Below are 25,498 nucleotides of genomic sequence, written 5' to 3' on the forward strand. Positions count from 1 at the left end.
AGTTGTTTTGTGTTGTTAATTAAGTACAGGAGCACCCATGACCACCCCGCAACCCATCCCCGTCACCGTCCTCAGCGGCTTTCTCGGCGCCGGCAAGACGACGTTGCTGCGTCATTTGCTCAAGACCGAACACGGCCTGAAGATCGCCGTGATCGAGAACGAATTCAGTGATGCCGGTATCGACACCCAACTGTTGGGTGACGAGCCGGTGCAAGTCATGACCCTGTCCAACGGTTGTGTCTGCTGCACCATTCACACCGACCTGACCAAGGCCTTGTTCCTGCTGCTGGAGCGTCTGGACAGCGGTGAAATTGCGTTCGATCGGTTAGTTATCGAATGTACTGGACTGGCCGACCCCGCGCCCGTGGCCCAGACGTTTTTCATCGATGAAGAGCTGCGCGAACGCTATATCCTCGACGGCATCATTACCCTGGTGGATGCGGCCAATGCCGACATCCACTTGGCGCAGACAATCGCACAGGCGCAGATCGGCTTTGCAGACCGCCTGCTGGTGAGCAAGCGTGATCAGGTGGACGAAGCGACCTTCGACGCACTCAGCGCTCGCCTGACCCGCATCAACCGCCGTGCGCCGATCCGTGTGGTCGAGCACGGAAAGATCGACCTGGCCGAGCTGCTGGACGTGCGAGGTTTCAACCTGAATGCCGACCTCGGCGGCGGCATGACCTTGCGCCCGTTGGCACCTGCGGGGAATTCAATTGATCGCATCTCCAGCCTCGTTCTACGTAGCGACGCGCCGCTGGATATCGACAAGCTCAGCGAGTTCATGAACGAGTTGCTCGAAGAGCACGGCCCGCAGCTATTGCGATACAAAGGCGTGCTCAACATCGCTGGCGAACCGCGACGCATGGTGTTTCAAGGCGTACTGAAGCTGTATGGCTTTGACTGGGATACTGAGTGGGCGCAAGACGAGACGCGCGAAAGCGTGATCGTGTTCATTGCCGATGAGCTGCCGGAGGAGAAGATCCGGGCGGGGTTTGCCAAAGTCGCAGGTTGACTTCTCCCTTGTAGGAGCTCACCGAGGTTACGAGGCCAGCGATCGCGGTGTGTCAGAAAAACAGTCATCGCTGGCCTCGTAACCTCGGTGAGCTCCTACAGGTCTGGTGTTGCCTGATCTCCTACGGCGTCCACAAAAAAGCCCCGGCTCTTACGAACCGGGGCTTTTTGTTACTGCTGCAAACGGAGCTGATTAAGCGCCGTACACCGGCAGTTTGGCGCAGATGGCTTTTACTTTTTCGCGTACGGCATCGATCACAGCTTCGTTGTTCAGGTCGGCCAGGATGTCGCAGATCCAGGTCGCCAGTTCCTTGCACTCTGCTTCCTTGAAGCCGCGAGTGGTCACAGCCGGTGTGCCGAAGCGCAGGCCGGAGGTGACGAACGGGGAGCGTGGGTCGTTCGGTACGGAGTTCTTGTTGACGGTGATGAAGGCGCGGCCCAGGGCGGCGTCTGCGTCTTTACCGGAGATGTCCTGCTTGATCAGCGAGAGCAGGAACAGGTGGTTTTCAGTACCGCCGGAAACCACGTCGAAACCACGCTCGATGAACACACCAGCCATGGCCTTGGCGTTTTTCACCACTTGCTGCTGGTAAGCCTTGAACTCAGGCTGCAGCGCTTCCTTGAAGCACACGGCCTTGGCGGCAATGACGTGCTCCAGTGGGCCGCCCTGGGCGCCCGGGAATACAGCGGAGTTCAGCTTCTTCTCGATGTCGGCGTTGGCGCGCGCCAGGATCAGGCCGCCACGTGGACCGCGCAGGGTCTTGTGGGTAGTGGTGGTGACCACATCAGCGAACGGGACCGGGTTCGGGTAAACGCCAGCGGCAACCAGACCGGCGACGTGCGCCATGTCGACGAACAGGTAAGCGCCAACCTTGTCAGCGATCGCGCGGAAACGCGGGAAGTCGAGGATCTGTGAATAGGCAGAGAAACCGGCCACGATCATTTTTGGCTTGTGCTCAACGGCCAGACGCTCGACTTCGTCGTAGTCGATCATGCCGTTGGCGTCGATGCCGTATTGAACTGCGTTGTACAGCTTGCCCGACGAGCTGACGCTGGCGCCGTGAGTCAGGTGACCGCCGTGTGCCAGGCTCATGCCCAGAATGGTGTCGCCACCTTGCAGCAATGCCAGATAAACCGCGCTGTTGGCTTGGGAGCCGGCGTGCGGCTGAACGTTGGCGTAGTCAGCGCCGAACAGCTCTTTGGCACGGTCGATGGCCAGTTGCTCAACCACGTCGACGTATTCGCAGCCGCCGTAGTAACGCTTGCCTGGATAACCTTCCGCGTACTTGTTGGTCAGGACCGAGCCCTGAGCTTCCATCACCGCTGGGCTGGTGTAGTTTTCCGAAGCGATCAGCTCGATGTGCTCTTCTTGGCGCTGAGCTTCTTGCTCCATTGCGGCAAAGAGATCGGAGTCGTACTTGGCGAGAGTCAAATCACGGCTGAACATGGCGGTCCTCAGGGATCGGGGCAGAAAAGGAGGGCATTCTAACTCATTGGCTTTTATCTGGCATATGAAAGGCAGTCATGTGCTGGACAAGCGGCTTTCATCTGGATCGGCGCGTCTTTCGAATGAAGTTGCGATTTCATGTGGGAGCGGTGCTTGCCCGCGATAAGGGCGATGCGGTCCAAGGTAAGCCGTGGTGTTCTTATCGCGGACAGGCACCGTTTCGCTTCAACCGGGAAGAGGCCAGTACATCCACCCGATATTTATCGTCTGAAATGCCGCCTTCCCGGCTAAAGCCGGTCCCACGTCGTTACATTTGCTTGCGAGCAAATATAGAATCTCCCACATAGACAGCGTCTTCCGCAGGAATTGTGGTGCGCAGCATCAATCAAACATGAACAGCGCTTCATTGCTGTACTGCGCCTCGAACCGGCTGGCGGGCATCGGGCGGCCGAAGAGGTAGCCTTGCACCTCATCGCAGCCATGTTCACGCAGGAACTCCAGCTGCTCATGGGTTTCCACGCCTTCGGCGATGACCGCCAGGTTCAGGCTGTGCGCCATGGCGATGATGGCGCGGGCAATTTGTGCATCCTGCTCGCCGGAAGGCAGGCCATCGACGAAGGTGCGGTCGATCTTGAGGATGTCGATGGGGAATTGCTTGAGGTAGTTGAGCGACGAATAACCGGTGCCGAAGTCGTCAATCGCAATGCTCAGGCCCAGACGCTTGAGGCCGGCCAGGATCTGCATCGCCTGATCGACTTCGCGCATCAGGATGCTTTCGGTCAGTTCCAGCTCCAGGCAGGCGGGCGGCAGGCCGGTCTCCTTGAGGATGCTGGCGATGCGATTGCCCAGCTGTCCATCGGCGAACTGCCTTGCGGAGATATTCACCGAGACCTTTGGCACGCGAACCTTGGCCTGATGCCAGGCTTTGAGCTGTCGACAGGCTTCGGTCAGCACCCAGTCGCCCACCTCGACCACCAGCCCAAGCTCTTCCAGCACCGGAATGAACTCCACCGGCGGCACCAGTCCGCGCCGCGGATGACGCCAGCGCAGCAATGCTTCGGCACCCGTCAGGCGCTTGCCGTCACCGCTGAATTGCGGTTGGTAATACAGGGTGAATTCCTGCTGTTCCAGGGCGTGGCGCAAATCGCTTTCCAGCTCCAGACGCTCCAGCGCCGTGGCGTTCATATCAGCCTGATAGAACTGGAAGTTGTTTTTACCGCGCTCTTTAGCGTGATACATCGCGGTGTCGGCGTTCTTCATCAACTGGCTCAGCTCGTTGCCATCCTGCGGGCTCAGCGCGATGCCGATGCTGGCGGTGACAAAGAACTCGCGGCCTTCCAGTACGAAAGGCGTCACCAGACTGTTCAAAATCTGTTCAGCGACATTGACTGCTCGATTCAGTGCAATCTGTCGCGTTGGACTCGGCTGCAGCAACAAGGTGAACTCGTCGCCACCCATGCGCGCGACGGTATCGTCATCGGAGACACAGGCCAGCAGACGCGTGGCCATCTCCTGCAGCATCCGGTCGCCGGCGGCATGGCCCAGGGAGTCGTTGATCGGTTTGAAGCGGTCCAGGTCGAGGAACATCAGCACGACCCAGGCCTGTTGCCGCTCGGCCTGTTGCAGCGCGGAATGCAGGCGGTCCTGGAACAGTGAGCGGTTCGGCAAATGGGTCAGTGCGTCGTAATAGGCCAGACGATGAATGCGTTGCTCGCTGGCTTTGCGCTCACTGATGTCAGTGAAGAAGCACACATAACTGGCCAGATCGCCTTCGTCATCGAGTACTGCCGTGATGCCGACCCAGGCTGGATAATGTTCTTCGCTGCGGCGTTTGAGCCAGACTTCGCCCTCCCAGCTGCCGCGCTGATGCAATTGCTTGAGGATGTATCTCAGGTGCGCTTCCTGATGCTCGTCGACCGTGAGCAGGTTCGGCAACTGATCAAGGACCTGCGACACCTCATAGCCGCTGACCCGGGTGAACGCTTCGTTGGCCTGGACGATGTAGCCCGCTGGATCGGTGATCAGAATCGCCGAGGTGGAATGCTCGAAAACCGTCGCCGCCATGCGCAGGTCTTTTTCCGCCCGGCGTTGTTGGCTGATATCACGGCCAACACCGAGGATCCCTTCGAAGTTGTCTTGCTCATCCCAGACCAGCACCAGACGCAGCTCGATAGGGATCTTGCGCCCGTCGGCGCGCAGGCAGTCAAACAGGAACAGCTGAGTCGGGATTGCGTGACGCAGTTTCGCCAGTTCGTCCGGTTTATCCAGCACTTTAGTGATGCGCTCCATCAGCCCATGAATGCCCGCCAGTTGTTGCGGGTTGGCGACGGTGGAGTTCCAGCCGTGTTTGAGAATCCATTCGGCGCTGTAGCCCAGCACGCCGAGAACCGAAGGGCTGACGTAATTGGGGTTGAGGGTATTGTCAGTGGAAAAAATCACATCGCTGATGCTTTCCGCCAGCATGCGGTAGCGTTTTTCACTGTCACGCAGGGATTCGCTGGCTTCCAGTTGTTCGGTAATGTCCTTGGCGACGCCGACGATGCGCGTCACCTGATCATCCTTGTCTCGTGACAGCGCCTGCTCGCGGATGTCGAAACGTCGCCAATTGTTGTCTCGCGCCCTGAACCGCAGCTGGCATTGCAGCAACTCGCTGTGCCCGCGATGACGCTGGCGCAGACGCATGTCCTGGTAGCTTTCGGCATCTTCGGGGTGCAGCAGGATTTCCCAGAAGAACTCGCCCATGCGCAGCAGCTCGGTCTTGCTGTAGCCCAGCGTGCGACCAAGGTTATGGTTGCTGTAGATCATTCGCTGGCTGAGCACGTCCTGCACGTAGAGGTGATCCGGCACGGTGCGCACCACGTCGGACCAGAAACCTTCGCGCTCTTGCTGGGACAGTTCGACCTGCTTGCGGCTGGTGATATCGCCGATGCTGAGGATAACCGCATGGAAATCCTGGCGGTCTTCGGGCAGACGCAGGACCAGCCACAGGTACTGATCCTCGCCGTGCTCCTGAGTCAGACGGATTTCGATTTCAAGCTGGTGGGTGCCCGAGAGCAGCGCGTGGATCAGTTGAATACCAATGCCCTGTCGGGAGCGCGAGCATCCGCCGATCAAGTGCTGCCATGCCTGCTGGCTTGACTCTAGTTGCAGCAGGCTCAGGGCAACCTGATTGACTTCGGTGATGCGCAGCTTGCTCAGCAGCGCGTTGAACTGCCCTGGCTGGGTCTTGAGCAGTTCTTCCAGATCGTTGCTGTTCTCCACGCCAAGGACGTCCAGATAGCCGGGGAGCCCCGACATATCAAGCACGCATATCGCCACCCCGGCACCTTCGAAGATGTTCTGGTAGCGGCGCCGGCTTTCATGCAGTTGAAGCTGTCGACGGCGCAGGCTGAACAGTGCGATCAGCGGCAGTATCGACAGCAGTAGCCCAATCACGCACTTGCCAATCAGTGGGCCGAGCAGCTTTTCTCGGGCCTTGGTTATGTCGAACAGTCCGCGCAGTTGCCAGTCGCTGTTGGGCAAGGGCTCGAGCATCACACTTTCAGTTTCGCCAACACTGCTGATCAGCGGCTCTTTATTCGCGGGGACGTCACGAAACAGCAGGCTTGAGGTGGTGCGGTTTTCCAGGCGCCAGATGGGCTGGAAGTCCTGGGTAGTCTGCTGCGTCAGTGTTTTCAGCGCATCAGGCGCCAAGCGCAGTACCCAATAGTTCTGATTAAGTGCACCGGGCTGACGGATAAACAGATAAATCTGCGATCCGTCCTCATCGTTGTCGTAGTAAAAAGGCAGCCCAACTGCCTTATGCAGTGCGTGCTTGAGGAATTCTTTGTCATCGACGGTTGGCATGCTGTCGGCGAGAATCTCACCTGCTGCGGTGAGCCATGCCATGCTGCGTAGCGCTGGCAGGGATTGACGCAGGCTATTGACCAGCGTCGATTGCTCTTCCGGCCTCGGCGCTTGTTGCTTGTCGTCGTTCAGCAGGTTGAGCGCGACCTGGGCGCTCATGGCCATATTCAGGCTCACCCGATCGGCCAGCTGCACGCTGTAATCGAGGCTGCGCTGGCGTTGCCGCTCCTGAGTCAGCTGAAACTGATCGATCAGTTGCCACAGAATGAGGGCAAGCATAAGCAGTGTCAGCGCCGCCAGCCCGCCCTTCAAGGAGCCACGCAACGGTTGACCTGTAGCGCCCTGGGCTGCGCGCGATGCGAGAGGAAGAGTAGGTGTGGGCAACTTTTATCCTGACTACCGGACTGACGCAGCGAATACGAGCGCGAGATGCACTATAAACCGGTCGCCCAAAAGGCGGCTAGCATGCCTTGACTTGTGGCGAAGTGCCAGCCCCATTGGGTCAGACCGTTTGCCCTGGCGTGCGCATTCGGGTAGCTTTGCCCAACGCGCAGCTTCTGCCGACTTCTGCATGAGTGACTCCACTGCATGGGCAGTAATCCTGCTAATCGCGGCGCATGCGCGCAAGAGCGTAATGCAAACTACGATCCAACTCCCGAAGCTTCGCTGCTCCACCCCTGATCTTTGAATCAAGGCCTGGAACTGTCCGGTGGCAAGCGCCACAGATAAATAAAAGCTTTTTTCGGGACGCGGTACTAAGCTCGCGCACTATTTAACGTCACACCCTCGTCAACGTCACATACCAGTCAACAGTCACAAATCAGGTTTTTATTCCATGGCCCAATACGTCTTTACCATGCATCGGCTGAGCAAAGTTGTGCCGCCGAAGCGGGAAATTCTGAAAAACATTTCTCTGTCGTTTTTCCCGGGCGCCAAGATCGGCGTTCTCGGCCTGAACGGCTCGGGTAAATCCACGCTGCTGAAAATCATGGCCGGCGTTGATACCGAATTCGACGGCGAAGCACGCCCGATGCCGGAGCTGAACATCGGTTACCTGCCTCAGGAGCCACAGCTGGACCCGACCAAGACCGTGCGTGAAGTGGTTGAAGAAGCCGTCAGTGTCATCAAGAACGCTCAAGCGCGTCTTGACGAAGTGTATGCCGAATACGCCGATCCGGATGCCGATTTTGACAAGCTGGCTGCTGAACAGGCCAAGCTGGAAGCGATCCTGCAAGCCGCTGACGGCCACAACCTTGATCGTCAGCTGGAAGTTGCCGCCGATGCGCTGCGCCTGCCAGCCTGGGACGCCAAGGTTGAAGTACTTTCCGGTGGTGAGAAACGTCGTGTAGCGCTGTGCCGTCTGCTGCTGTCCGCTCCGGACATGCTGCTGCTCGACGAGCCTACCAACCACCTGGACGCCGACTCCGTTGCCTGGCTTGAACACTTCCTGCACGATTTCCCGGGCACCGTGGTTGCGATTACGCACGACCGTTACTTCCTGGACAACGTGGCTGGCTGGATTCTGGAGCTCGACCGCGGCGCTGGCATTCCTTACGAAGGCAACTATTCGGGCTGGCTGGAAGCCAAGTCGGATCGTCTGGCTCAGGAATCCAAGCAGCAGTCGGCCCACGAAAAAGCCATGAAAGAAGAGCTGGAATGGGTTCGCAAAGGCGCCAAGGCGCGTCAGTCCAAATCCAAGGCGCGTTTGCAACGTTTTGAAGAAATGCAGTCCCAGGAATTCCAGAAGCGCAGCGAGACCAACGAGATCTACATCCCGGCCGGTCCGCGTCTGGGCGACAAGGTCATCGAATTCAAAAACGTCAGCAAGGGTTACGGCGATCGCGTGCTGATCGACAACCTGTCGTTCGCCATGCCTAAAGGCGCCATCGTTGGCGTAATCGGCGGTAACGGTGCGGGTAAATCCACACTTTTCCGTATGTTGATGGGCAAAGAGCAACCGGACTCAGGCAGCATCGAGATCGGCGAAACCGTGCAGTTGGCCTGCGTTGACCAGAGCCGTGACGACCTGGACGGCAGCAAGACGGTGTTCCAGCAGATTTCCGATGGCTCCGACCAGATCCGCATCGGCAACTACGAAATCCCGTCCCGTACTTATGTCGGGCGTTTCAACTTCAAAGGCGGCGATCAGCAGAAGTTCGTCAAGGACCTCTCCGGCGGTGAGCGCGGTCGCTTGCACCTGGCATTGACCTTGAAAGAGGGCGGCAACGTCCTGCTGCTCGACGAACCTTCCAACGACCTCGACGTGGAAACCCTGCGTTCCCTTGAAGAAGCGTTGCTGGACTTCCCTGGCGCCGCCATTGTGATCTCTCACGATCGGTGGTTCCTGGACCGGGTTGCTACCCACATCCTGGCCTATGAAGACGATTCGCAAGCAGTGTTCTTTGAAGGTAACTACACCGAATACGAAGCTGATCGCAAAAAGCGTCTCGGCGACGCGGCCGCCCAGCCACACCGGGTACGCCACAAAAAACTGGCCTGATTTATTCAGGTGGTACAAAAAACGGAGCCTTCGGGCTCCGTTTTTTTGTGGCGCATATTAAGACGCAAGCGGACGTGGGACCGGCTTTAGCCGGGAAGGCGATGTTTCTGCGACGCATCTTGACTGTATCGACCTCTTCCCGGCTGAAGCCGGTCCCACGTGGTGAACCCAAAAGTGAGTCAGTTCATCCCGACGTCAGACATCCGGCTCTATCAGCACAACCTCAATCTGCTGATCTCCCGCCGGACGTTTCCACAGCACCTCATCACCCTTTAATGCACCGATCAATGCCCGGCCCAGCGGTGAAGCCCAGTTGATCAGCCCGGCGCTGGCATCGGCCTGGTCCTCGCCCACCAGCTGTACTCGATGCTCATTATTCTCTTCATCGACATAAGTCACCCAGCTGCCAATCTGGACTTTCTCCGTGGAAATGGCGGGGGTGACCACTTGGGCGCTTTGCAGGCGGTTATTGAAGTAGCGCAGGTCGCGCTCCAGATCGGCGAGGCGCTGCTTATCGTTGTCTTCGCCCATCGCAGACAGTTCGCTGTGTTGGGCTTGCAGTTCGGCGACCCGGTCCTGCAACTGCAGCAGGCCGTGGGCGGTGACGTAATTGGGTTGTTCGCTGACCAGACGCTCTACCGGTTGGCTGGCGTCGGCAGCGGCATTGTCTTCGTTGACGAACGCGCGGCTCATGGCTTTTCTCCTTTAGTCAGAGTTAGGCCATGGGCGTAGGGATTTAGTTTCGTCAGAAGGGATGTGAGCTGTGACTCAAGCAGGACCTGTGGGAGCGAATTTATTCGCGAAAGCGGTGTCAAGGATTTCGGTGTTCGTTCAGGTATTGATAGGGTGCCGCATCCGACGCGTTCGCGAATAAATTCGCTCCCACGGTGCTCGGCGTTAGCCATTGCGCCGTAGGTGTTTCAACAAAGATCAATAGTGATACCACTTCACCTCAAGCATCACTTCGTTCTGCGGCGAGCTCAGCTGGCTGAATTCACGCTGGGCACTCAGGCGCAGGCCGACGTTGCGTGACAATTCCCATTGCTGATTGAGGCTGATGTTGCGGCGCACTTCGCCATTGGTGAAGTAATCGCCTTTGGTCTCCAGGCTCAGGTTGCCCAGCGGATTGCGCCACAGCACGCCGGTATTGAAACCCGCCGCCGGCGAAACGAACTCGGCGAAGTCATTGTTGTGTTCGACCCGCACCGTGCCCAGCGCGAAGCCCAATACGTCTTCGCCCAATTGCCAGGTGCCGCCCGCGCCGCCATTGACGTGGGAAACCAGAGTTTCATCACCGTGCTTGCCCAACACGCGTTCCAGACCGCCCGCCACTTGCCACGACCAGGGTTGCAACAGTGCATTGCGCGGCGTCAGCGAGCGAATAGTGGCCAGATCCAGTTGTTGCAGCTGCCAGTGGTTGCCTTCGTACTGGCGCAACTTGAGTTGCAGAATCTCGATCTGCGCGCCCAGCGGAAAGCCATACGCGTTGTCGTTCAGGTCGTGATAGGCCATGCGCAGGCCATATTCGGCGAAGGCCTTATCGTCACGGGTGCCGACGCCTGCCTGCCAGGTACGGGACTCATGGCCGTCTTCCGGCAAGCCGGGCCGCTGAATATCCAGCGGGGTCGGCGGGTTCTGGTTGATCGCGCGTAACAATTCGAAACTGCGCTGCGAACGCTCGCTGTCTCGTTCCAGGCCATTGGCGCGGTAGCGCTCCAGACGATAAGCCGCATCCTGAATCAACGCGCGACGCTCTTTGGATTGCGCCAAGTATTCCGGGTTTTGCAGTTGTTTCTGATCGGCGCTGACGTCCAGTACCCATTGCTGCTCGGTGCTGTCCAGTGGCTTGGCGCGCTCAAGCAGCTCGCGTTCCCGGGAAGGGCGGTAATCGATTTTCTCCACCAGACCTGCGGCTTTCACCGCCTTGACCGTGTCGGTGGGAATGGCGGTCAGCGGGAATTGTTCGGTCAGTTGCAAGCCGGGGCGTGCAACCTGCAGCAGTTCCAGCAGGCGATAGGAGCAGTTTTCGTCGAAGAAGAAGTAACCAAAGCGGATCTGCTTCAATTCCCAGACATGCTCAACCATGCGCCCGGTTTCTTCCGGGGTCAGGTTCAGGTGGTATTCCCACAAGTCGCGGTTTTCCAGGCTGCGGTATTCGGACAGCTTCTCTTGATAAGGCACAAGTGCAAACAGGCCGGGGTAGCCGCCCATCAAGCCTTTCCAGGCATACAGGATGCTGTTGTCCATACCTTCGATGTAGGCACCGAAGTTGATTGCATAGCTGAGCAGGGCAGTGTTGTTGGTTTTCACGTCAGCCTGATCGATACGCAGCAACGTGTGGCCGAACATCGATGACGGGCTGTTGAGATAGGCCGCCGGGAAGATCATCACGGCGCTGTCAGGTGCCACGTCCTTGAACCACTGGGTGAACTCTTTGCACGCCAGGGTCGGCAAGTCGGTGAGATGCAGTTGATCCTTCAGCCATCGGGTGCGGGCCGGGTAAACACATTGGGCATGCTTTTCCCCGGCGCTGGCGGGGGCGTAGATCGCATCAAGGGTAGCGCTCAATTCAGCCTTCGGGTCGTGGGCACCGTCAGCAGAAAGGAAGAATTTGGGGTCGTCGACATAACTACGCCAGCCGCCCAGCTTGGCGGTTTCGTAGTGCCCCAGGGAAATCCAGAACGGCTCGTTGGCCAGTTGCTGCAAACGTTCATCGCTCGCGTGTTGCGCGGCGGACAGCGGGGTGCAGACGCAGAGCGCCAGATACACAAGGCGTTTGAGCATAGAGAGCAACTATTCAGGAAATGGGGCTGTTCAGAAAATAGCGTGTAGCGAACAAAACAACGCCCGCACCTCTGGGTAGAGGGCGGGCGCAACGAGCTTATGCCTGGGTAGCGTATTTCGCCAGGGTTGGATCGTTTTTCAGCACATCGAGGGTGTTGGTGTGAACGTCTTCAGCGGTGGCGTCAGCCTTGCTGAAGATCTGGTTGAAGTGCTCGTGGGTAACTGCGGCGAAATGCGCACGGTCTTGCGGTGCAACGCCCAGAACCACCGCGTAGGTAGTCAGTGCTTCACCCTGACCCATCGCCATGTCCTTGGAAAGCTCGTCCATCATGCCGTTCATGGCAATCCAGGATTTGCCGCCGTAGGTCAGCGCGCTGTTGGTGGAGCAGCCGTTGGTGCCCGACGTCATGCCGAAGGTGGCGTTACCGGAGGTGCCGTTGGTAGTCGATGCGAGGAAGTGAGCGGGAGTACCGCGCTGACCTTCAAACAACATGTTGCCCCAACCGCAATCCGGACCACCTGGAGCCTGGGCCATAGCGTTGATGGAAACAGCTGCGAAGAGAGTACCGAGAAGAATCCGTTTCATAGCTTTATTCTCTTTATATTCAACCAAGGGTCAGGGTTCATGGCTTCGTGATACGCCAAGGCGGCCAGTTGTTTTATTTCTGGTACGCCAGACTTGGAGCTTAGGTGCCATACAAGGGTTCCGCCGGTTATTACAAAATGTTGTTGAAAATAGACCCGGATTAACCGCTCTGCCTTGGGCATTGCCCGCTGCGTGACGCTTTAAGGATTTTCCTGTCTTGCATGTCGCGTGCAGCGAGCGCCAGAATGCCGCCATCTGCCCCGCCTGATGTAAGGATGCCCGATGCCCGATACTGTTGCTGCCAGCCTGCGTCTTGCGCCTGAAGCGCTGACACGTCCTTTTTCCGCTGAACAGTTCAGCTTCTCGACGACCAATGATCTGGAGCCCTTTCGCGGTGTGCTCGGCCAGGAACGAGCAGTAGAAGCCCTGCAATTCGGTGTGGCCATGCCACGCCCTGGTTACAACGTGTTCGTCATGGGCGAGCCCGGCACTGGCCGTTTCTCGTTCGTGAAGCGTTATCTCAAGGCTGAAGCCAAACGCCTGCAGACGCCGTGCGACTGGGTTTACGTCAATAACTTCGATGAGCCTCGCGAACCACGTGCATTGGAGCTGCCGCCGGGTAGCGCTCATGAATTCATTTCCGATATCGGTGGTCTGATCGACAACCTGCTTGCGACCTTCCCGGCGGTGTTCGAGCACCCGTCCTACCAGCAGAAGAAAAGCGCCATTGATCGCGCCTTCAACCAGCGCTACGACAAGGCGCTGGACGTGATCGAGCGTCTTGCGCTGGAAAAAGACATCGCCCTGTATCGCGATAGCACCAATATCGCCTTCACGCCGATGCTCGACGGCAAGGCGCTGGATGAGGCTGAGTTTTCGCAGTTGCCTGAGGCTGACCGCGAGCGTTTCCATGAGGATATCTCCGGCCTCGAGGAACGCTTGAACGAAGAGCTCGCCAGCCTGCCACAGTGGAAGCGTGAGTCCAGCAACCAGCTGCGTCAGCTCAACGAAGAGACCATCACTCTGGCGTTGCAGCCTTTGCTGGCGCCGTTGTCCGAGCAATACGCCGAAAACGCAGCTGTGTGTGCCTATCTGCAGGCCATGCAGGTTTACCTGCTGAAAACCGTGGTCGAGCAGTTGGTCGACGACAGCAAGACCGACGCTCAGGCGCGCAAGCTGCTTGAAGAGCAATACAGTCCGAGCCTGGTGGTCGGTCATTCGGCCAGTGGCGGCGCCCCGGTGGTGTTCGAGCCGCACCCGACTTACGACAACCTGTTCGGTCGCATCGAGTACAGCACCGATCAAGGCGCGCTCTACACCACGTATCGGCAGCTACGGCCCGGTGCGTTGCATCGTGCCAACGGTGGCTTCCTGATTCTGGAAGCGGAAAAAATGCTCAGCGAGCCGTTTGTCTGGGACGCACTCAAGCGTGCATTGCAGTCGCGCAAGCTGAAGATGGAATCGCCGTTGGGTGAAATGGGCCGCCTCGCCACGGTCAGCCTCACCCCGCAAGTCATTCCGCTGCAGGTCAAAGTGATCATCATCGGTGCGCGTTCGCTGTATTACACGCTGCAAGATCTGGATCCGGACTTCCAGGAGATGTTTCGCGTACTGGTGGATTTCGACGAAGACATCCCGATGTACGACGAAACTCTGGAGCAGTTCGCTCAGTTGCTGAAAACCCGTACTTCTGAAGAAGGCATGGCGCCGTTGACGGCCGATGCCGTGGCACGTCTGGCGACTTACAGCGCACGTCTGGCTGAGCATCAGGGGCGTTTGTCGGCGCGTATTGGTGATTTGTTTCAACTGGTCAGCGAAGCGGATTTCATTCGCCAGCTGGCCAGCGATGACAAAACCGACGCCGGCCACATCGAACGGGCGCTCAAGGCCAAGGCCACGCGCACCGGGCGGGTGTCGGCACGGATTCTCGATGACATGCTCGCCGGTATCATCCTCATCGATACCGATGGCGCTGCGGTGGGCAAATGCAACGGCCTGACCGTGCTGGAAGTTGGCGATTCGGCCTTTGGTGTGCCGGCGCGGATTTCTGCAACGGTTTACCCCGGTGGCAGCGGCATCGTCGACATCGAACGTGAGGTCAACCTTGGCCAGCCGATTCACTCCAAAGGCGTGATGATCCTGACCGGCTATCTGGGCAGCCGGTATGCGCAGGAATTCCCGCTGGCGATCTCCGCGAGTATCGCTCTGGAGCAATCCTACGGTTATGTGGATGGCGACAGCGCGTCTCTCGGCGAGGCATGCACCTTGATCTCGGCATTGTCGAAAACGCCGCTCAAGCAGTGCTTCGCGATTACCGGATCGATCAACCAGTTCGGTGAAGTGCAGGCAGTGGGCGGGGTCAACGAGAAAATCGAAGGCTTCTTCCGGCTCTGCGAGGCACGTGGGCTGACGGGCGAGCAGGGCGCAATCATTCCACAAGCCAACGTAGCGACGCTGATGCTTGATGAGCGTGTGCTGCAGGCCGTGCGCGCCGGGCAATTTCATGTGTATGCGGTGCGTCAGGCTGACGAAGCCTTGAGCCTGCTGGTGGGTGAGCCTGCGGGCGAGCCGGACGAGAATGGCGAATTCCCGGAGGGCAGCGTCAACGCCCGGGTCGTCGAGCGCTTGAGGGACATCGCTGAAATGCTCAGTGATGAAGACCTCAAGGAAGAGCTGGAGAAGGAGCCAGCGCAGTTGGCGCCTGAGTTGAAGCCTTAAACACCAGATTTCTGTAGGAGCGAGCTTGCTCGCGATGGCGTCACTTCAGACGAATTTATCGATAGATAAACACCCATCGCGAGCAAGCTCGCTCCTACAGGGTCTTCTAGCGAAAACCGTTCATCCCCCAGCCTTTCTCAATTCACCATTTCTTCTATTCTGTCTCGTTACCACGGTTGTCAAAGGGACTGACGCGCCTTACAGCACTTCATGTGCGGCGAATACCGTAGCCAATAAGGAGCTCGCCATGCCGCGCAGCCTCTGTCTTACCCGCCAATGTCTGGGTCTGATGACCCGAATCGAATGCGCGATACGCCCCCTTTCAGGTGAAAACGGCATGTGGACGTTGCTGTTTGCGGCTGGAATGTCCGGGGAGCAACCTTCCGCCATCAAATGCCAGGGGCCTTTTTCCGGGCCTAAAGCTGCTGAGTCAGTCATGACCGCCATCGCCGAAAGCCTTGTCCTGCATGGTTATCAGCAAGTGGATGACATGCCGATCTGGGGTTTGCATTTACAGAGTGAACTGCGCCGCATCAATGCTGACACCTCGCGGATCCAACGCAGCTCGCCGTTCTAAGCCGTTTTACTCATCTCCAGACGTAACCTTGCCGTTCGCTTGAAGCGAAAGGCAGCAGTGGTTACGTTGTCTCAGCCCCCTCTGCGCGGCTTTAGGTCACATTCTGCGAATTCCAGATGGGCTGATATACTCGCCGGCATTTCCAAACATCTGTGAGTCTCAATGGAACGCTTTATCGAAAATGCCATGTACGCCTCGCGCTGGCTGCTGGCTCCGCTGTATTTCGGTTTGTCCCTGGGTTTGCTGGCACTGGTCCTGAAATTCTTTCAGGAAATCATCCACGTTCTGCCCAACGTCTTCGCACTGGCTGAGTCGGATCTGATTCTGGTTTTGTTGTCGCTGATCGACATGGCGCTGGTCGGCGGCCTGTTGGTCATGGTGATGATCTCCGGTTACGAGAACTTCGTCTCCCAGCTGGATATTGACGACGATAAAGAGAAACTCAACTGGCTGGGCACCATGGACTCTTCGTCGCTGAAGATGAAAGTGGCGGCTTCTATCGTTGCGATTTCCTCTATCCACCTGCTGCGTGTGTTCATGGATGCGAAGAACATCGAGTCGGAGCACCTGATGTGGTACGTGATCATTCACATGACCTTCGTAGTCTCGGCATGCGCCATGGGTTATCTGGACAAGGTCACCAAGCACTGATCGTTCAGCCGCGTGATACAACGCCGCCCGGCCGTTGAAAGATGGACGGGCGGCGTCGTTTCTGGTGGTTGAAATCCGTTATCTTGGTATCCAGCCGCGATCAACGAGGGATTTGCAGATGACCGAAAACCAATTGGCCGAACTTCTCAATGCTGGCTCTATCGACGAGCTGAACCTGATCTCCATTGAGGGTGGTATCTATCTGCTCGAAGCTCGTTCCATGGGCACAGTGCAACTGCTCAGGGGTGAGCGTGGCGAGACACGGCACTTGCGCTCCGTCGAGCACGCTCGTGAGTTGCTCCGGGAGTTCCCACCGGTGCCATTTCACTTGATCCACGCCGTGGTCCATGACGAAATGTGCGGCATGCCGGTGGATAAACGCGAGGCCCTGCGCGTGCCGATCAGTTTTGATTCGAAGTGGTAACGGCGGCACGTATCGCTGGATGCGCATAATCCTGTGGGAGCGGTGCTTGCCCGCGATAAGGCTGGACGCGATTCACTTTAGATCACCTAAACCTTATCGCGGGCAAGCACCGCTCCCACAGGTGCGTGTAGGGTCATAACGCCTATCTATGCTAGGCTTCTCGCCCTTTTGGTTCGGGGCGCTTTGTTTTGAGCGTTCCCTTTGCGGAGCAGTGATATGTCCGAAGTCAACCTGTCCACCGACGAAACCCGCGTTAGCTACGGCATCGGCCGTCAGTTGGGCGATCAGCTGCGCGACAACCCACCACCGGGCGTTAACCTGGAAGCGATCCTGGCTGGTTTGACCGATGCGTTCGGTGGCAAGCCGAGCCGTGTGGGTCCGGAAGAAATGTCCGCGAGCTTCAAAGTCATCCGCGAAATCATGCAAGCCGAAGCAGCTGCCAAAGCTGAGCAAGCTGCTGGCGCGGGCCTGGCTTACCTGGCTGAGAACGGCAAGCGCGAAGGCGTGACCACGCTGGCTTCCGGCCTGCAGTTCGAAGTCCTGACTACGGGTGACGGCGCCAAGCCGACTCGCGAAGATCAGGTCCGCACTCACTACCACGGCACGCTGATCGACGGCACCGTGTTCGACAGCTCCTACGAGCGTGGCGAGCCGGCTGAATTCCCGGTTGGTGGTGTGATCCCAGGCTGGACCGAAGCTCTGCAGCTGATGAGCGCCGGTAGCAAATGGCGTCTGCACGTGCCGAGCGAGCTGGCTTACGGCGCTCAGGGCGTTGGTAGCATCCCGCCGCACAGCGTACTGGTATTCGATGTCGAGCTGCTCGACGTTCTCTGATCGACCTTTAGTCAATCAGTCGCGTGTTGAACGAATCGCTGTGATTCGTTCAGCACCGTTGGCCAACGACAGGTTCATGCTCAGTGCAGCTCGCTGATAGGGCGTAATGCCCGCGCATAGCAGAACAGAAACAGGTTACGCACCAGCTCCTTGAGAACGATCGGCTCGCTTGAGCTCAAGTCATGCACATCCAGATCGCCCTGATCACGTAGTTCATCCAGCGCTTCCTCCTCCAATACCGCACAAACTTCACCCGTCTCGCGATGCAGTATTCGCAGATAAGGGTGTGGACGGTCCAGCCAGGCATCAATCAAATAGGTCATGTCGTTCTCCTTGAAAAGTTTCAATGAGAATAATTCTTATTGGCGGAATAGCAAGTCTCTATTGAGAATTGTTCGCATTTTACGCTGAGTGGTTGATGTGGGTCAGCTGCAGTTGGTGATTTGGAATGGGTTTCCTGTGGGAGCGAGGCTTGCCCGCGATAAGGTTTCGGTGATCTGTCTGTTAAAACGCGGTGTCTGTAACGCGGGCAAGCAACGCTCCCACAGGATCGAGGTAATTCACGAAATCGGGCCCAACAAAAAGCCCGTCACATGGACGGGCTCTTTCGAAACAGCGGGCGATCAGTGGGTACGGGCTACCGCAAACTCACTCAGCTCCACCAGCGCGTCGCGGTATTCGCTCGGCGGCAGGGCTTCCAGGCATTTGATTGCGCGGGCGACATAGTCACGGGCCAACTGGGCGGTGTAATCCAGTGCACCGGCGCTTTCGACGGCGGCGCGGATGCTTTCCAGATCTTCCAGGCCGCCTTTCTGAATGGCCTGACGGACCAATGCAGCCTGTTCGGCTGTGCCTTCGCGCATGGTGTAGATCAGCGGCAGGGTCGGCTTGCCTTCGGCCAGATCGTCACCGACGTTCTTGCCTAGGGTTTCAGCGTCGCCACGGTAGTCGAGCAGGTCGTCTACCAGCTGGAAAGCCACACCCAGGTGGTCGCCGAAGGTGCGCAGGGCTTCACTTTGCTCTTCACTGGCGTTGCACAGCGCGGCGGCGCTATGGGTCGAGGCTTCGAACAGCATGGCTGTCTTGCCGCGAATCACTTCCATATAGGTTTCTTCGGTGGTGCTGGCGTCACGAACTTTCGACAGCTGCAACACTTCGCCCTCGGCGATTACCCTGGTCGCTTTCGACAGGATCTTCATCACCGGCATCGAGCCGAGTTCGACCATCATTTCGAACGAGCGGGAATAAAGGAAGTCGCCCACCAGCACGCTGGGTGCGTTGCCCCACAGTGCGTTGGCGGTAGAGCGGCCGCGGCGCATGCCGGACATGTCGACCACGTCGTCATGCAGCAAGGTCGCGGTGTGCAGAAATTCGATGGTGGCAGCCAGCAGGCGCAGGTCATCGCCCTCACGGCCCAGTGCTTTGCCACAGAGCAGCACAAGTAATGGACGCAGGCGTTTACCGCCAGCAGAGGTTATGTAGTCGCCGATTTTCGAGACCAACGGTACCCGCGACGTCAGCTGCTTCTTGATAATGACGTCGACGGCACTAAAATCGTCCGCCACTGCGCGGTAGAAGGCTTGAGGTTGCATCAGCGAGAGGTGCTCCAGAAGGGTTGCGCCGCATGCTAGGTCGCGGGTCAGAGCGTGTCAAGGTATGACATCCAGCCTCTTGCAACAGCACGGGGCGTTGCGTACAATCGCGCACCCTAACTTTCCTGGGCAGCACCTGCCTTACGCAATTGCGACCGGGCCGTTCCAGCCCCAAGCAGCCATGCCAGCCGATACTCTACTTATAAAGAGCTGGGTGAGCAGGATTTACGGAGAAATACCATGTCTTATGCAGTAATCGTTACCGGTGGCAAGCAGTACAAAGTTGCTCCAGGTGAATACCTGAAGATCGAAAAGCTGGAAATCGCTACCGGCGAATCCGTTACTTTTGATCGCGTTCTGTTGGTTGCCAATGGCGACGACGTTAACATCGGCGCACCAGTTGTTGCCGGCGCTACCGTTGTAGCTGAAGTGATCTCCCAAGGTCGCCACGACAAAATTCGCATCATCAAGTTCCGTCGTCGTAAGCACCACATGAAGCGTATGGGCCACCGCCAGTGGTACACCGAGATCAAAATCACCGGTATTCAGGCTTAATTTCAGCCTAATCCCTCACTAGGAGAATTGACTCATGGCACACAAAAAAGCTGGTGGTAGTACCCGTAACGGTCGCGATTCAGAAGCTAAACGCCTTGGCGTGAAGATGTATGGCGGCCAGGCAATCATTCCGGGCAACATCATCGTGCGTCAGCGCGGCACCCAATTCCACGCTGGCTACGGCGTTGGTATGGGCAAAGATCACACCCTGTTCGCGAAAGTGGAAGGCGTGATCAAGTTCCAGGTTAAAGGCGCCTTCGGTCGTCGCTACGTGAGCATCGTTCCGAAGACTGAAGTCTCCGCAGCGTAATCATGCAGCAGCTGGAAAAGCCCTGTCTCGCGACGGGGCTTTTTCGTTTTTGAAGGATGTGGCTGTAAAAGGCTTTGGTGAGTCTCTTGCAAAACTGTTTGTGCGGGCTGTTGTGATGTTGACCTCTGAGGTCGCTGGTTTTTGATCGGTATCGCAACGCTCATTTTTGCAAGAGCCTTATGTAATTTATGTTGTTCTGCTCGTCCCTGTGGCGGGAGGCGTGCGTTATGAAATTTGTAGATGAAGTATCCATTCGAGTAAAAGCCGGTGATGGCGGCAACGGTTGCATGAGCTTCCGTCGCGAGAAATTCATCGAGAATGGCGGTCCTAACGGCGGCGACGGTGGTGATGGTGGCTCGATCTTCATGGTCGCTGACGAAAACCTCAACACCCTGGTTGACTACCGTTACACCCGTCACTTCGACGCCGAGCGCGGTTCGAACGGTGGCAGCGCAGACTGCACCGGCAAGAAGGGCGAAGAGCTCGTCCTGCGTGTGCCGGTTGGCACTACCGTGATCGACGCCAGCACTCAGGAAATCATTGGCGACCTCACCAAGGCGGGTCAGCGTCTGCTGGTTGCCATGGGCGGGTGGCACGGCCTGGGTAACACGCGTTTCAAATCCAGTACCAACCGCGCGCCGCGTCAGACCACTCCGGGTAAGCCGGGTGATCAGCGTGACCTCAAGCTTGAGCTGAAAGTGCTTGCTGACGTCGGTTTGCTGGGTCTGCCGAATGCTGGCAAAAGTACCTTTATCCGTTCTGTGTCCGCGGCCAAGCCGAAAGTGGCTGACTATCCGTTCACGACCCTGGTGCCAAACCTGGGTGTGGTCAGTGTCGATCGCTGGAAGAGCTTCGTGGTTGCAGACATTCCAGGTCTGATCGAGGGTGCTTCCGATGGCGCGGGTCTGGGGATTCGCTTCCTCAAGCACTTGGCGCGTACTCGCTTGCTGCTGCACCTCGTTGACATGGCGCCACTGGACGAAAGCAGTGCGCCGGACGCCGCTGAAATCATCACCAACGAGCTGGTCAAATTCAGCCCGTCCCTGGCCGAGCGTGATCGCTGGCTGGTGCTGAACAAGTGCGACCAGATCCTTGAAGAAGAGCATGAAGCTCGGGTCAAGGAAATCGTTGATCGTCTGGAGTGGACCGGTCCTGTCTATGTCATCTCGGCAATCGCCAAAGAAGGCACTGAGCAGCTTAGTCGCGACATCATGCGCTATCTCGAGGAGCGCAGCCTGCGTATCGCTGAAGAGCCTGGCTACGCCCAGGAGCTGGCCGAGCTGGATCAGCGCATCGAAGACGAGGCGCGTGCCCAGCTGCAAGCGCTGGATGATCAGCGTGCTCTGCGCCGTAGCGGTGTGAAGAGCGTGCATGACATCGGTGACGATGATTGGGATGAAGAAGATGTCGATGACGAAGATGGTCCGGAAATCATTTACGTCCGTGACTGATCCTCTGCAGTAAACTAGACGCCGCTTATTTATAAGCGGCGTTTTTGTATCTGATATCTTGAATTTGTATCTACCAAAACTCTCTGGCTAAGGTTGGAAGATGATGCGCAGCAAAGTGACAGGTGCCCAGCGTTGGGTCGTGAAGATTGGCAGCGCCTTGCTGACGGCAGATGGCAAAGGGCTGGATCGTTCGGCGATGGGTGTTTGGGTCGAGCAGATGGTGGCGCTGCACGAAGCAGGCGTTGAATTGGTGCTGGTGTCTTCCGGTGCCGTGGCTGCCGGTATGAGCCGTTTGGGCTGGACGTCGCGACCCAGTGCCATGCATGAGCTGCAGGCCGCTGCCGCAATCGGTCAGATGGGTCTGGTTCAGGCGTGGGAATCCAGTTTTGCCGAGCATGGCCGCCATACAGCGCAGATTCTTCTGACACACGATGATTTGTCTGATCGCAAACGCTACCTGAACGCTCGCAGCACCTTGCGCACCCTTGTTGAGTTGGGCGTGGTGCCGGTCATCAACGAAAACGACACCGTTGTGACTGACGAGATCCGCTTTGGTGACAACGACACCCTGGCTGCGCTGGTCGCCAATCTGGTTGAAGCGGACTTGCTGGTGATTCTGACTGACCGTGACGGCATGTTTGATGCGGATCCGCGCAACAATCCCGAGGCGCAGTTGATTTACGAAGCTCGGGCGGATGATCCGGCGCTGGATGCGGTCGCCGGCGGCACGGGTGGTGCGCTGGGGCGTGGCGGTATGCAGACCAAGCTTCGTGCCGCTCGTCTGGCGGCTCGCTCGGGGGCGCACACCGTCATCGTTGGCGGGCGCATTGAGCGCGTGCTGGCTCGTCTGAAGGCGGGTGAGCGGCTGGGTACGCTCCTGTCGCCTGAGCGCGAGATGCTTGCTGCTCGCAAGCAGTGGTTGGCGGGGCATCTGCAAACCCGTGGCACCCTGGTGCTGGATGAAGGTGCTGTCGCGGCGCTGAGTCGTGATCACAAAAGCCTGTTGCCGGTGGGCGTCAAGCTGGTGCAAGGCAGTTTCCGTCGCGGTGAGATGGTGGTTTGTGTTGCGCCTGACGGCCGAGAAATCGCTCGGGGTTTGAGCAACTACAGTGCCCTTGAAGCTCAAAAAATAATTGGTCAGTCTTCCGAGGCTATCGTGCGCGTGCTCGGCTATATGGCTGAACCGGAGCTGGTGCATCGGGATAACCTGATACTGGTTTGAAATGCTGTTTCTGTAGGAGCGCGCTTGGTCTGGGCCGCATCCGGACGATTGCGTCATGTCAGGCGGCAAATTGTTGGCTGGCACGACGCTATCGTCCGGATGCGGCCCAGACCAAGCGCGCTCCTACGGCTTTGCGGTGTGAGCCAGCCTTCTACAAGACAAGGAATACGTAATGCGCGTAATGAAAGGATTGCTCGGGGCTTTGCTGGTGCTGCCGATGCTGGCTTCTGCTGAAGAAATCGGTCAGGTATCGACAGTGTTCAAGCTCGTCGGCCCCAATGATCGGATCGTGGTCGAGGCCTTTGATGATCCGAAGGTCGATGGCGTGACCTGTTATCTGTCTCGCGCCAAGACGGGTGGGGTGAAGGGTGGTCTTGGTCTGGCGGAAGATCGTGCGGAGGCGTCTATTGCCTGTCGTCAGGTTGGACCGATCCACTTCAAGGAAAACCTCAAGGACGGTGATGAGGTCTTCAAGGAGCGTACCTCGCTGGTGTTCAAGACCATGCAGGTGGTGCGTTTCTTCGATAAAAAGCGTAACTCGCTGGTGTACCTGGTCTACAGCGACCGAATCATCGAAGGCAGCCCGCAGAATGCTGTGACGGCGATTCCAATCCTGCCGTGGTCGCCAGCGCCAGCGCCGTGAACAATAAATCTCTGTAAGAGCGCACGAGCACCGCGAGGCCGCGATGGCGGTGTATCAGGCAGGCCGCTATCGCTGCCTCGCGGTGCTCGTGAGCTACAGATAATGCGGTGATTCAACAAATCACAGACAACAAAAAACCGACCCTTAGGTCGGTTTTTTAACAGCTCAAGCTTATCGCTTAGGCTGCAGCAGCAACGCTAAGGTCTTTGATGTGACCATTCAGGCGGCTTTTATGGCGAGCAGCTTTGTTCTTGTGGATGATACCTTTATCGGCCATACGGTCGATAACAGGAACAGCCAGAACATAGGCAGCTTGCGCTTTTTCAGCGTCTTTTGCGTCGATGGCTTTAACTACATTCTTGATGTAGGTACGAACCATGGAACGCAGGCTGGCGTTGTGGCTGCGACGCTTCTCAGCCTGTTTTGCACGTTTTTTGGCGGAAGGTGTGTTGGCCACCGTCGAGCTCCTCGAAAGACTTTTAGGAAATAGCTTACAAAATAGGCCGCGAATCATGCCGATGACTGAATTGATTGTCAAGGGTCGTCGATAAGTTCCGCCGAGCGGTGGACGTATTCGACCGGGATATTTATTTCCGGTGCGCGACCTGTAAACTCGCCGGCTTTGGCTCTGGGCTTTTGCGGCGCAGAGTATCGCATAAATGGACAGGTTAATCGCCGGTCCTTTAGCCAAGGCGCTAAATTCTTTAATGAACCTACTCAAATCATTGGCCGCCGTTAGCTCTATCACGCTGCTTTCAAGGGTGCTGGGCTTCATTCGTGACACCATCATCGCGCGCACCTTTGGCGCCGGGATGGCCACCGATGCCTTCTTTATCGCCTTCAAATTGCCCAATCTGCTGCGTCGGATTTTTGCCGAGGGGGCTTTTTCCCAGGCCTTCGTGCCGATCCTGGCGGAATATAAAAGCCAGCAAGGCGAGGAGGCCACGCGGACCTTTGTGGCTTACGTAACAGGCTTGCTGACGCTGGTGCTGGCGCTGGTCACGTTGCTTGGTGTCGTTGCTGCGCCCTGGGTGATCTGGGCCACGGCACCGGGCTTTGCCGATACGCCGGAGAAATTCGCGCTGACCTCGGATCTGTTGCGAGTAACCTTTCCTTATATATTGCTGATCTCCCTGTCTTCTCTCTCGGGTGCGATTCTCAACACCTGGAACCGCTTTTCCGTTCCGGCCTTCGTGCCCACGCTGCTCAATGTCAGCATGATCTTCTTTGCCCTGTTCCTGACGCCTTACTTCGACCCGCCGGTAATGGCCCTCGGCTGGGCCGTGCTGGTGGGCGGGCTTTTGCAGCTGCTCTACCAACTCCCGCACTTGAAAAAGATCGGCATGCTGGTATTGCCGCGCCTGAATCTGCGCGATAGCGGGGTTTGGCGTGTAATGAAACAGATGCTGCCCGCCATCCTTGGCGTCTCGGTAAGTCAGATTTCTCTGATTATCAATACGATTTTTGCCTCGTTCCTTGTGGCTGGTTCGGTGTCCTGGATGTACTACGCCGACCGTTTGATGGAATTGCCATCGGGTGTGCTGGGCGTTGCGCTGGGTACAATTCTGTTGCCGATCCTCTCGAAAACCTACGCCAACAAGGATCGCCAGGAATATTCAAGGATTCTGGATTGGGGGTTGCGTCTTTGCTTCGTCCTGGTCCTGCCCTGCACGCTGGCGCTGGGTATTCTTGCCGAGCCGCTGACCGTTTCCCTGTTCCAGTACGGTAAATTCGACGCGATGGATGCGGCCATGACGCAGCGCGCCTTGATCGCTTATTCCGTGGGTTTGCTGGGGATCATCGTGATCAAGGTCCTCGCGCCAGGGTTTTATGCGCAACAAAATATTCGCACCCCGGTGAAAATCGCCATCTTCACCCTCATAGTGACTCAACTGCTGAACCTGGTTTTCATCGGTCCGCTGCAGCACGCTGGTCTGGCGTTGGCAATCAGTGTGGGTGCCTGTATCAATGCTTTGTTGTTGTTCTGGCAGTTGCGCAAGCAGGATCTGTTTCAACCGCAACCAGGCTGGACGAAGTTTTTCTTCAAGCTGGTGCTGGCCGTCGGCGTAATGTCTGGCGTATTGCTGGGGCTGATGCACGTTATGCCGGAGTGGAGCGAGGGGCACATGCTGGAGCGCTTCATTCGCCTGGGTGGGCTGGTTGCAGCGGGGCTGATCGCCTATTTTGCGTCGCTGCTATTGCTGGGTTTTCGCCTGAAAGATTTCGCCCGTAGCGCGGTAATGTGAGTAGCAGTTGTAACGGGTGGTCGTCGGTTTTTTGCGTTGCAGGCCGATGACTGTTGTTTTGCCTCGGTGAGTTGCCTGTCGTCCGGGGCTGTGTGTGG

The 25,498-nt window shown here is 57.6% G+C and carries 21 protein-coding genes; 13 read left to right on the forward strand and 8 right to left on the reverse strand.

Going from position 1 to position 25,498, the window contains the following annotated elements; translation table 11 throughout:
- Positions 1 to 37: 37 nt before the first annotated feature.
- Positions 38 to 1,015 carry a GTPase gene (gene yjiA, locus IV01_RS17430; RefSeq protein WP_032627365.1) on the forward strand — a complete coding sequence of 326 codons (978 nt, stop codon included), beginning with the start codon at positions 38 to 40 and terminating at the stop codon, positions 1,013 to 1,015.
- A 192-nt stretch (positions 1,016 to 1,207) separates the two neighbouring features.
- Here yjiA and glyA read toward each other — a convergent pair whose 3' ends face one another.
- Positions 1,208 to 2,461: a serine hydroxymethyltransferase gene (glyA, locus tag IV01_RS17425; RefSeq protein ID WP_032627367.1), complete on the reverse strand. Its 1,254-nt coding sequence runs from the start codon at positions 2,459 to 2,461 to the stop codon at positions 1,208 to 1,210.
- A 381-nt stretch (positions 2,462 to 2,842) separates the two neighbouring features.
- On the reverse strand, positions 2,843 to 6,691 hold the full coding sequence (locus IV01_RS17420; protein ID WP_032627368.1) for an EAL and GGDEF domain-containing protein: 3,849 nt from the start codon (positions 6,689 to 6,691) through the stop codon (positions 2,843 to 2,845).
- Between the two features lie 451 nt (positions 6,692 to 7,142).
- On the opposite strand from IV01_RS17420, the gene ettA reads away from it, so the two are divergent.
- On the forward strand, positions 7,143 to 8,807 hold the full coding sequence (ettA, locus tag IV01_RS17415) for an energy-dependent translational throttle protein EttA (protein WP_032627371.1): 1,665 nt from the start codon (positions 7,143 to 7,145) through the stop codon (positions 8,805 to 8,807).
- Positions 8,808 to 9,002: 195 nt separating this feature from the next.
- Here the strand turns inward: ettA and IV01_RS17410 are convergent, their stop codons facing one another.
- The 3 genes from IV01_RS17410 to IV01_RS17400 all read right to left on the reverse strand — a co-directional run bounded on the left by IV01_RS17410 (position 9,003) and on the right by IV01_RS17400 (position 12,177).
- On the reverse strand, positions 9,003 to 9,500 hold the full coding sequence (locus tag IV01_RS17410) for a GreA/GreB family elongation factor (RefSeq protein WP_032627373.1): 498 nt from the start codon (positions 9,498 to 9,500) through the stop codon (positions 9,003 to 9,005).
- Between the two features lie 237 nt (positions 9,501 to 9,737).
- The gene (locus IV01_RS17405) at positions 9,738 to 11,591 is read right to left on the reverse strand and encodes a DUF4105 domain-containing protein (protein WP_032627375.1); all 1,854 of its coding nucleotides are present in this window, start codon (positions 11,589 to 11,591) and stop codon (positions 9,738 to 9,740) included.
- Between the two features lie 97 nt (positions 11,592 to 11,688).
- Complete coding sequence (locus IV01_RS17400) at positions 11,689 to 12,177, reverse strand: DUF3015 domain-containing protein (RefSeq protein ID WP_032627376.1); 489 nt, start codon at positions 12,175 to 12,177, stop codon at positions 11,689 to 11,691.
- Between the two features lie 282 nt (positions 12,178 to 12,459).
- Here IV01_RS17400 and IV01_RS17390 point away from each other — a divergent pair, with 282 nt between their 5' ends.
- The 5 genes from IV01_RS17390 (at position 12,460) to IV01_RS17370 (ending at position 17,381) form a co-directional block, all read left to right on the forward strand.
- A complete protein-coding gene (locus IV01_RS17390) occupies positions 12,460 to 14,895 on the forward strand; it encodes a Lon protease family protein (RefSeq protein ID WP_032627379.1) in 2,436 nt (811 codons plus the stop codon).
- Positions 14,896 to 15,142: 247 nt separating this feature from the next.
- A complete protein-coding gene (locus tag IV01_RS17385; RefSeq protein WP_032627381.1) occupies positions 15,143 to 15,472 on the forward strand; it encodes a hypothetical protein in 330 nt (109 codons plus the stop codon).
- A gap of 162 nt (positions 15,473 to 15,634) precedes the next feature.
- Positions 15,635 to 16,123, forward strand: coding sequence for a TIGR00645 family protein (locus tag IV01_RS17380; protein ID WP_032627382.1), 489 nt, complete (start codon positions 15,635 to 15,637; stop codon positions 16,121 to 16,123).
- A 118-nt stretch (positions 16,124 to 16,241) separates the two neighbouring features.
- A complete protein-coding gene (locus tag IV01_RS17375) occupies positions 16,242 to 16,547 on the forward strand; it encodes a DUF6482 family protein (RefSeq protein WP_032627383.1) in 306 nt (101 codons plus the stop codon).
- A 216-nt stretch (positions 16,548 to 16,763) separates the two neighbouring features.
- Positions 16,764 to 17,381, forward strand: coding sequence for an FKBP-type peptidyl-prolyl cis-trans isomerase (locus IV01_RS17370; RefSeq protein ID WP_032627385.1), 618 nt, complete (start codon positions 16,764 to 16,766; stop codon positions 17,379 to 17,381).
- Positions 17,382 to 17,461: 80 nt separating this feature from the next.
- Here the strand turns inward: IV01_RS17370 and IV01_RS17365 are convergent, their stop codons facing one another.
- Together IV01_RS17365 and IV01_RS17360 are read right to left on the reverse strand one after the other, a co-directional pair.
- Positions 17,462 to 17,704, reverse strand: coding sequence for a hypothetical protein (locus tag IV01_RS17365; protein ID WP_032627387.1), 243 nt, complete (start codon positions 17,702 to 17,704; stop codon positions 17,462 to 17,464).
- A 300-nt stretch (positions 17,705 to 18,004) separates the two neighbouring features.
- Positions 18,005 to 18,973: a polyprenyl synthetase family protein gene (locus IV01_RS17360; protein WP_032627388.1), complete on the reverse strand. Its 969-nt coding sequence runs from the start codon at positions 18,971 to 18,973 to the stop codon at positions 18,005 to 18,007.
- Positions 18,974 to 19,213: 240 nt separating this feature from the next.
- Here IV01_RS17360 and rplU point away from each other — a divergent pair, with 240 nt between their 5' ends.
- The 5 genes from rplU to IV01_RS17335 all read left to right on the forward strand — a co-directional run bounded on the left by rplU (position 19,214) and on the right by IV01_RS17335 (position 23,154).
- Positions 19,214 to 19,528 (forward strand): 50S ribosomal protein L21, encoded by a 315-nt coding sequence (gene rplU, locus IV01_RS17355; protein ID WP_003230856.1) that lies wholly within the window; start codon positions 19,214 to 19,216, stop codon positions 19,526 to 19,528.
- Positions 19,529 to 19,562: 34 nt separating this feature from the next.
- Positions 19,563 to 19,838: a 50S ribosomal protein L27 gene (gene rpmA, locus IV01_RS17350; RefSeq protein ID WP_002551972.1), complete on the forward strand. Its 276-nt coding sequence runs from the start codon at positions 19,563 to 19,565 to the stop codon at positions 19,836 to 19,838.
- A gap of 227 nt (positions 19,839 to 20,065) precedes the next feature.
- On the forward strand, positions 20,066 to 21,289 hold the full coding sequence (cgtA, locus tag IV01_RS17345; protein ID WP_032627389.1) for an Obg family GTPase CgtA: 1,224 nt from the start codon (positions 20,066 to 20,068) through the stop codon (positions 21,287 to 21,289).
- 103 nt (positions 21,290 to 21,392) lie between these two features.
- Entirely contained in the window at positions 21,393 to 22,511 is a 1,119-nt protein-coding gene (gene proB, locus IV01_RS17340) for a glutamate 5-kinase (RefSeq protein ID WP_032627392.1), read from the forward strand.
- Between the two features lie 172 nt (positions 22,512 to 22,683).
- Positions 22,684 to 23,154, forward strand: coding sequence for a CreA family protein (locus tag IV01_RS17335; protein ID WP_032627393.1), 471 nt, complete (start codon positions 22,684 to 22,686; stop codon positions 23,152 to 23,154).
- Between the two features lie 178 nt (positions 23,155 to 23,332).
- On the opposite strand, the gene rpsT is transcribed toward IV01_RS17335, so the two are convergent.
- Positions 23,333 to 23,611 (reverse strand): 30S ribosomal protein S20, encoded by a 279-nt coding sequence (gene rpsT, locus IV01_RS17330; RefSeq protein ID WP_027899711.1) that lies wholly within the window; start codon positions 23,609 to 23,611, stop codon positions 23,333 to 23,335.
- A 250-nt stretch (positions 23,612 to 23,861) separates the two neighbouring features.
- Between rpsT and murJ the strand changes: the two genes are divergently transcribed.
- Positions 23,862 to 25,400, forward strand: a complete 1,539-nt coding sequence (gene murJ / locus IV01_RS17325; RefSeq protein ID WP_032627395.1) for a murein biosynthesis integral membrane protein MurJ — start codon at positions 23,862 to 23,864, stop codon at positions 25,398 to 25,400.
- Positions 25,401 to 25,498: the final 98 nt, after the last annotated feature.

It is taken from the genome of Pseudomonas syringae (assembly GCF_000737245.1).
GTDB lineage: Bacteria > Pseudomonadota > Gammaproteobacteria > Pseudomonadales > Pseudomonadaceae > Aquipseudomonas > Aquipseudomonas syringae_J.

Excerpts from the sequence above, each read along its gene's own strand:
- yjiA (WP_032627365.1), top strand. The coding sequence starts at position 38 with ATGACCACCCCGCAACCCATCCCCGTCACCGTCCTCAGCGGCTTTCTC.
- glyA (WP_032627367.1), bottom strand. The coding sequence starts at position 2,461 with ATGTTCAGCCGTGATTTGACTCTCGCCAAGTACGACTCCGATCTCTTT.
- ettA (WP_032627371.1), top strand. The coding sequence starts at position 7,143 with ATGGCCCAATACGTCTTTACCATGCATCGGCTGAGCAAAGTTGTGCCG.
- IV01_RS17410 (WP_032627373.1), bottom strand. The coding sequence starts at position 9,500 with ATGAGCCGCGCGTTCGTCAACGAAGACAATGCCGCTGCCGACGCCAGC.
- IV01_RS17405 (WP_032627375.1), bottom strand. The coding sequence starts at position 11,591 with ATGCTCAAACGCCTTGTGTATCTGGCGCTCTGCGTCTGCACCCCGCTG.
- IV01_RS17400 (WP_032627376.1), bottom strand. The coding sequence starts at position 12,177 with ATGAAACGGATTCTTCTCGGTACTCTCTTCGCAGCTGTTTCCATCAAC.
- IV01_RS17390 (WP_032627379.1), top strand. The coding sequence starts at position 12,460 with ATGCCCGATACTGTTGCTGCCAGCCTGCGTCTTGCGCCTGAAGCGCTG.
- IV01_RS17385 (WP_032627381.1), top strand. The coding sequence starts at position 15,143 with ATGCCGCGCAGCCTCTGTCTTACCCGCCAATGTCTGGGTCTGATGACC.
- IV01_RS17380 (WP_032627382.1), top strand. The coding sequence starts at position 15,635 with ATGGAACGCTTTATCGAAAATGCCATGTACGCCTCGCGCTGGCTGCTG.
- IV01_RS17375 (WP_032627383.1), top strand. The coding sequence starts at position 16,242 with ATGACCGAAAACCAATTGGCCGAACTTCTCAATGCTGGCTCTATCGAC.
- IV01_RS17370 (WP_032627385.1), top strand. The coding sequence starts at position 16,764 with ATGTCCGAAGTCAACCTGTCCACCGACGAAACCCGCGTTAGCTACGGC.
- IV01_RS17365 (WP_032627387.1), bottom strand. The coding sequence starts at position 17,704 with ATGACCTATTTGATTGATGCCTGGCTGGACCGTCCACACCCTTATCTG.
- IV01_RS17360 (WP_032627388.1), bottom strand. The coding sequence starts at position 18,973 with ATGCAACCTCAAGCCTTCTACCGCGCAGTGGCGGACGATTTTAGTGCC.
- rplU (WP_003230856.1), top strand. The coding sequence starts at position 19,214 with ATGTCTTATGCAGTAATCGTTACCGGTGGCAAGCAGTACAAAGTTGCT.
- rpmA (WP_002551972.1), top strand. The coding sequence starts at position 19,563 with ATGGCACACAAAAAAGCTGGTGGTAGTACCCGTAACGGTCGCGATTCA.
- cgtA (WP_032627389.1), top strand. The coding sequence starts at position 20,066 with ATGAAATTTGTAGATGAAGTATCCATTCGAGTAAAAGCCGGTGATGGC.
- proB (WP_032627392.1), top strand. The coding sequence starts at position 21,393 with ATGCGCAGCAAAGTGACAGGTGCCCAGCGTTGGGTCGTGAAGATTGGC.
- IV01_RS17335 (WP_032627393.1), top strand. The coding sequence starts at position 22,684 with ATGCGCGTAATGAAAGGATTGCTCGGGGCTTTGCTGGTGCTGCCGATG.
- murJ (WP_032627395.1), top strand. The coding sequence starts at position 23,862 with ATGAACCTACTCAAATCATTGGCCGCCGTTAGCTCTATCACGCTGCTT.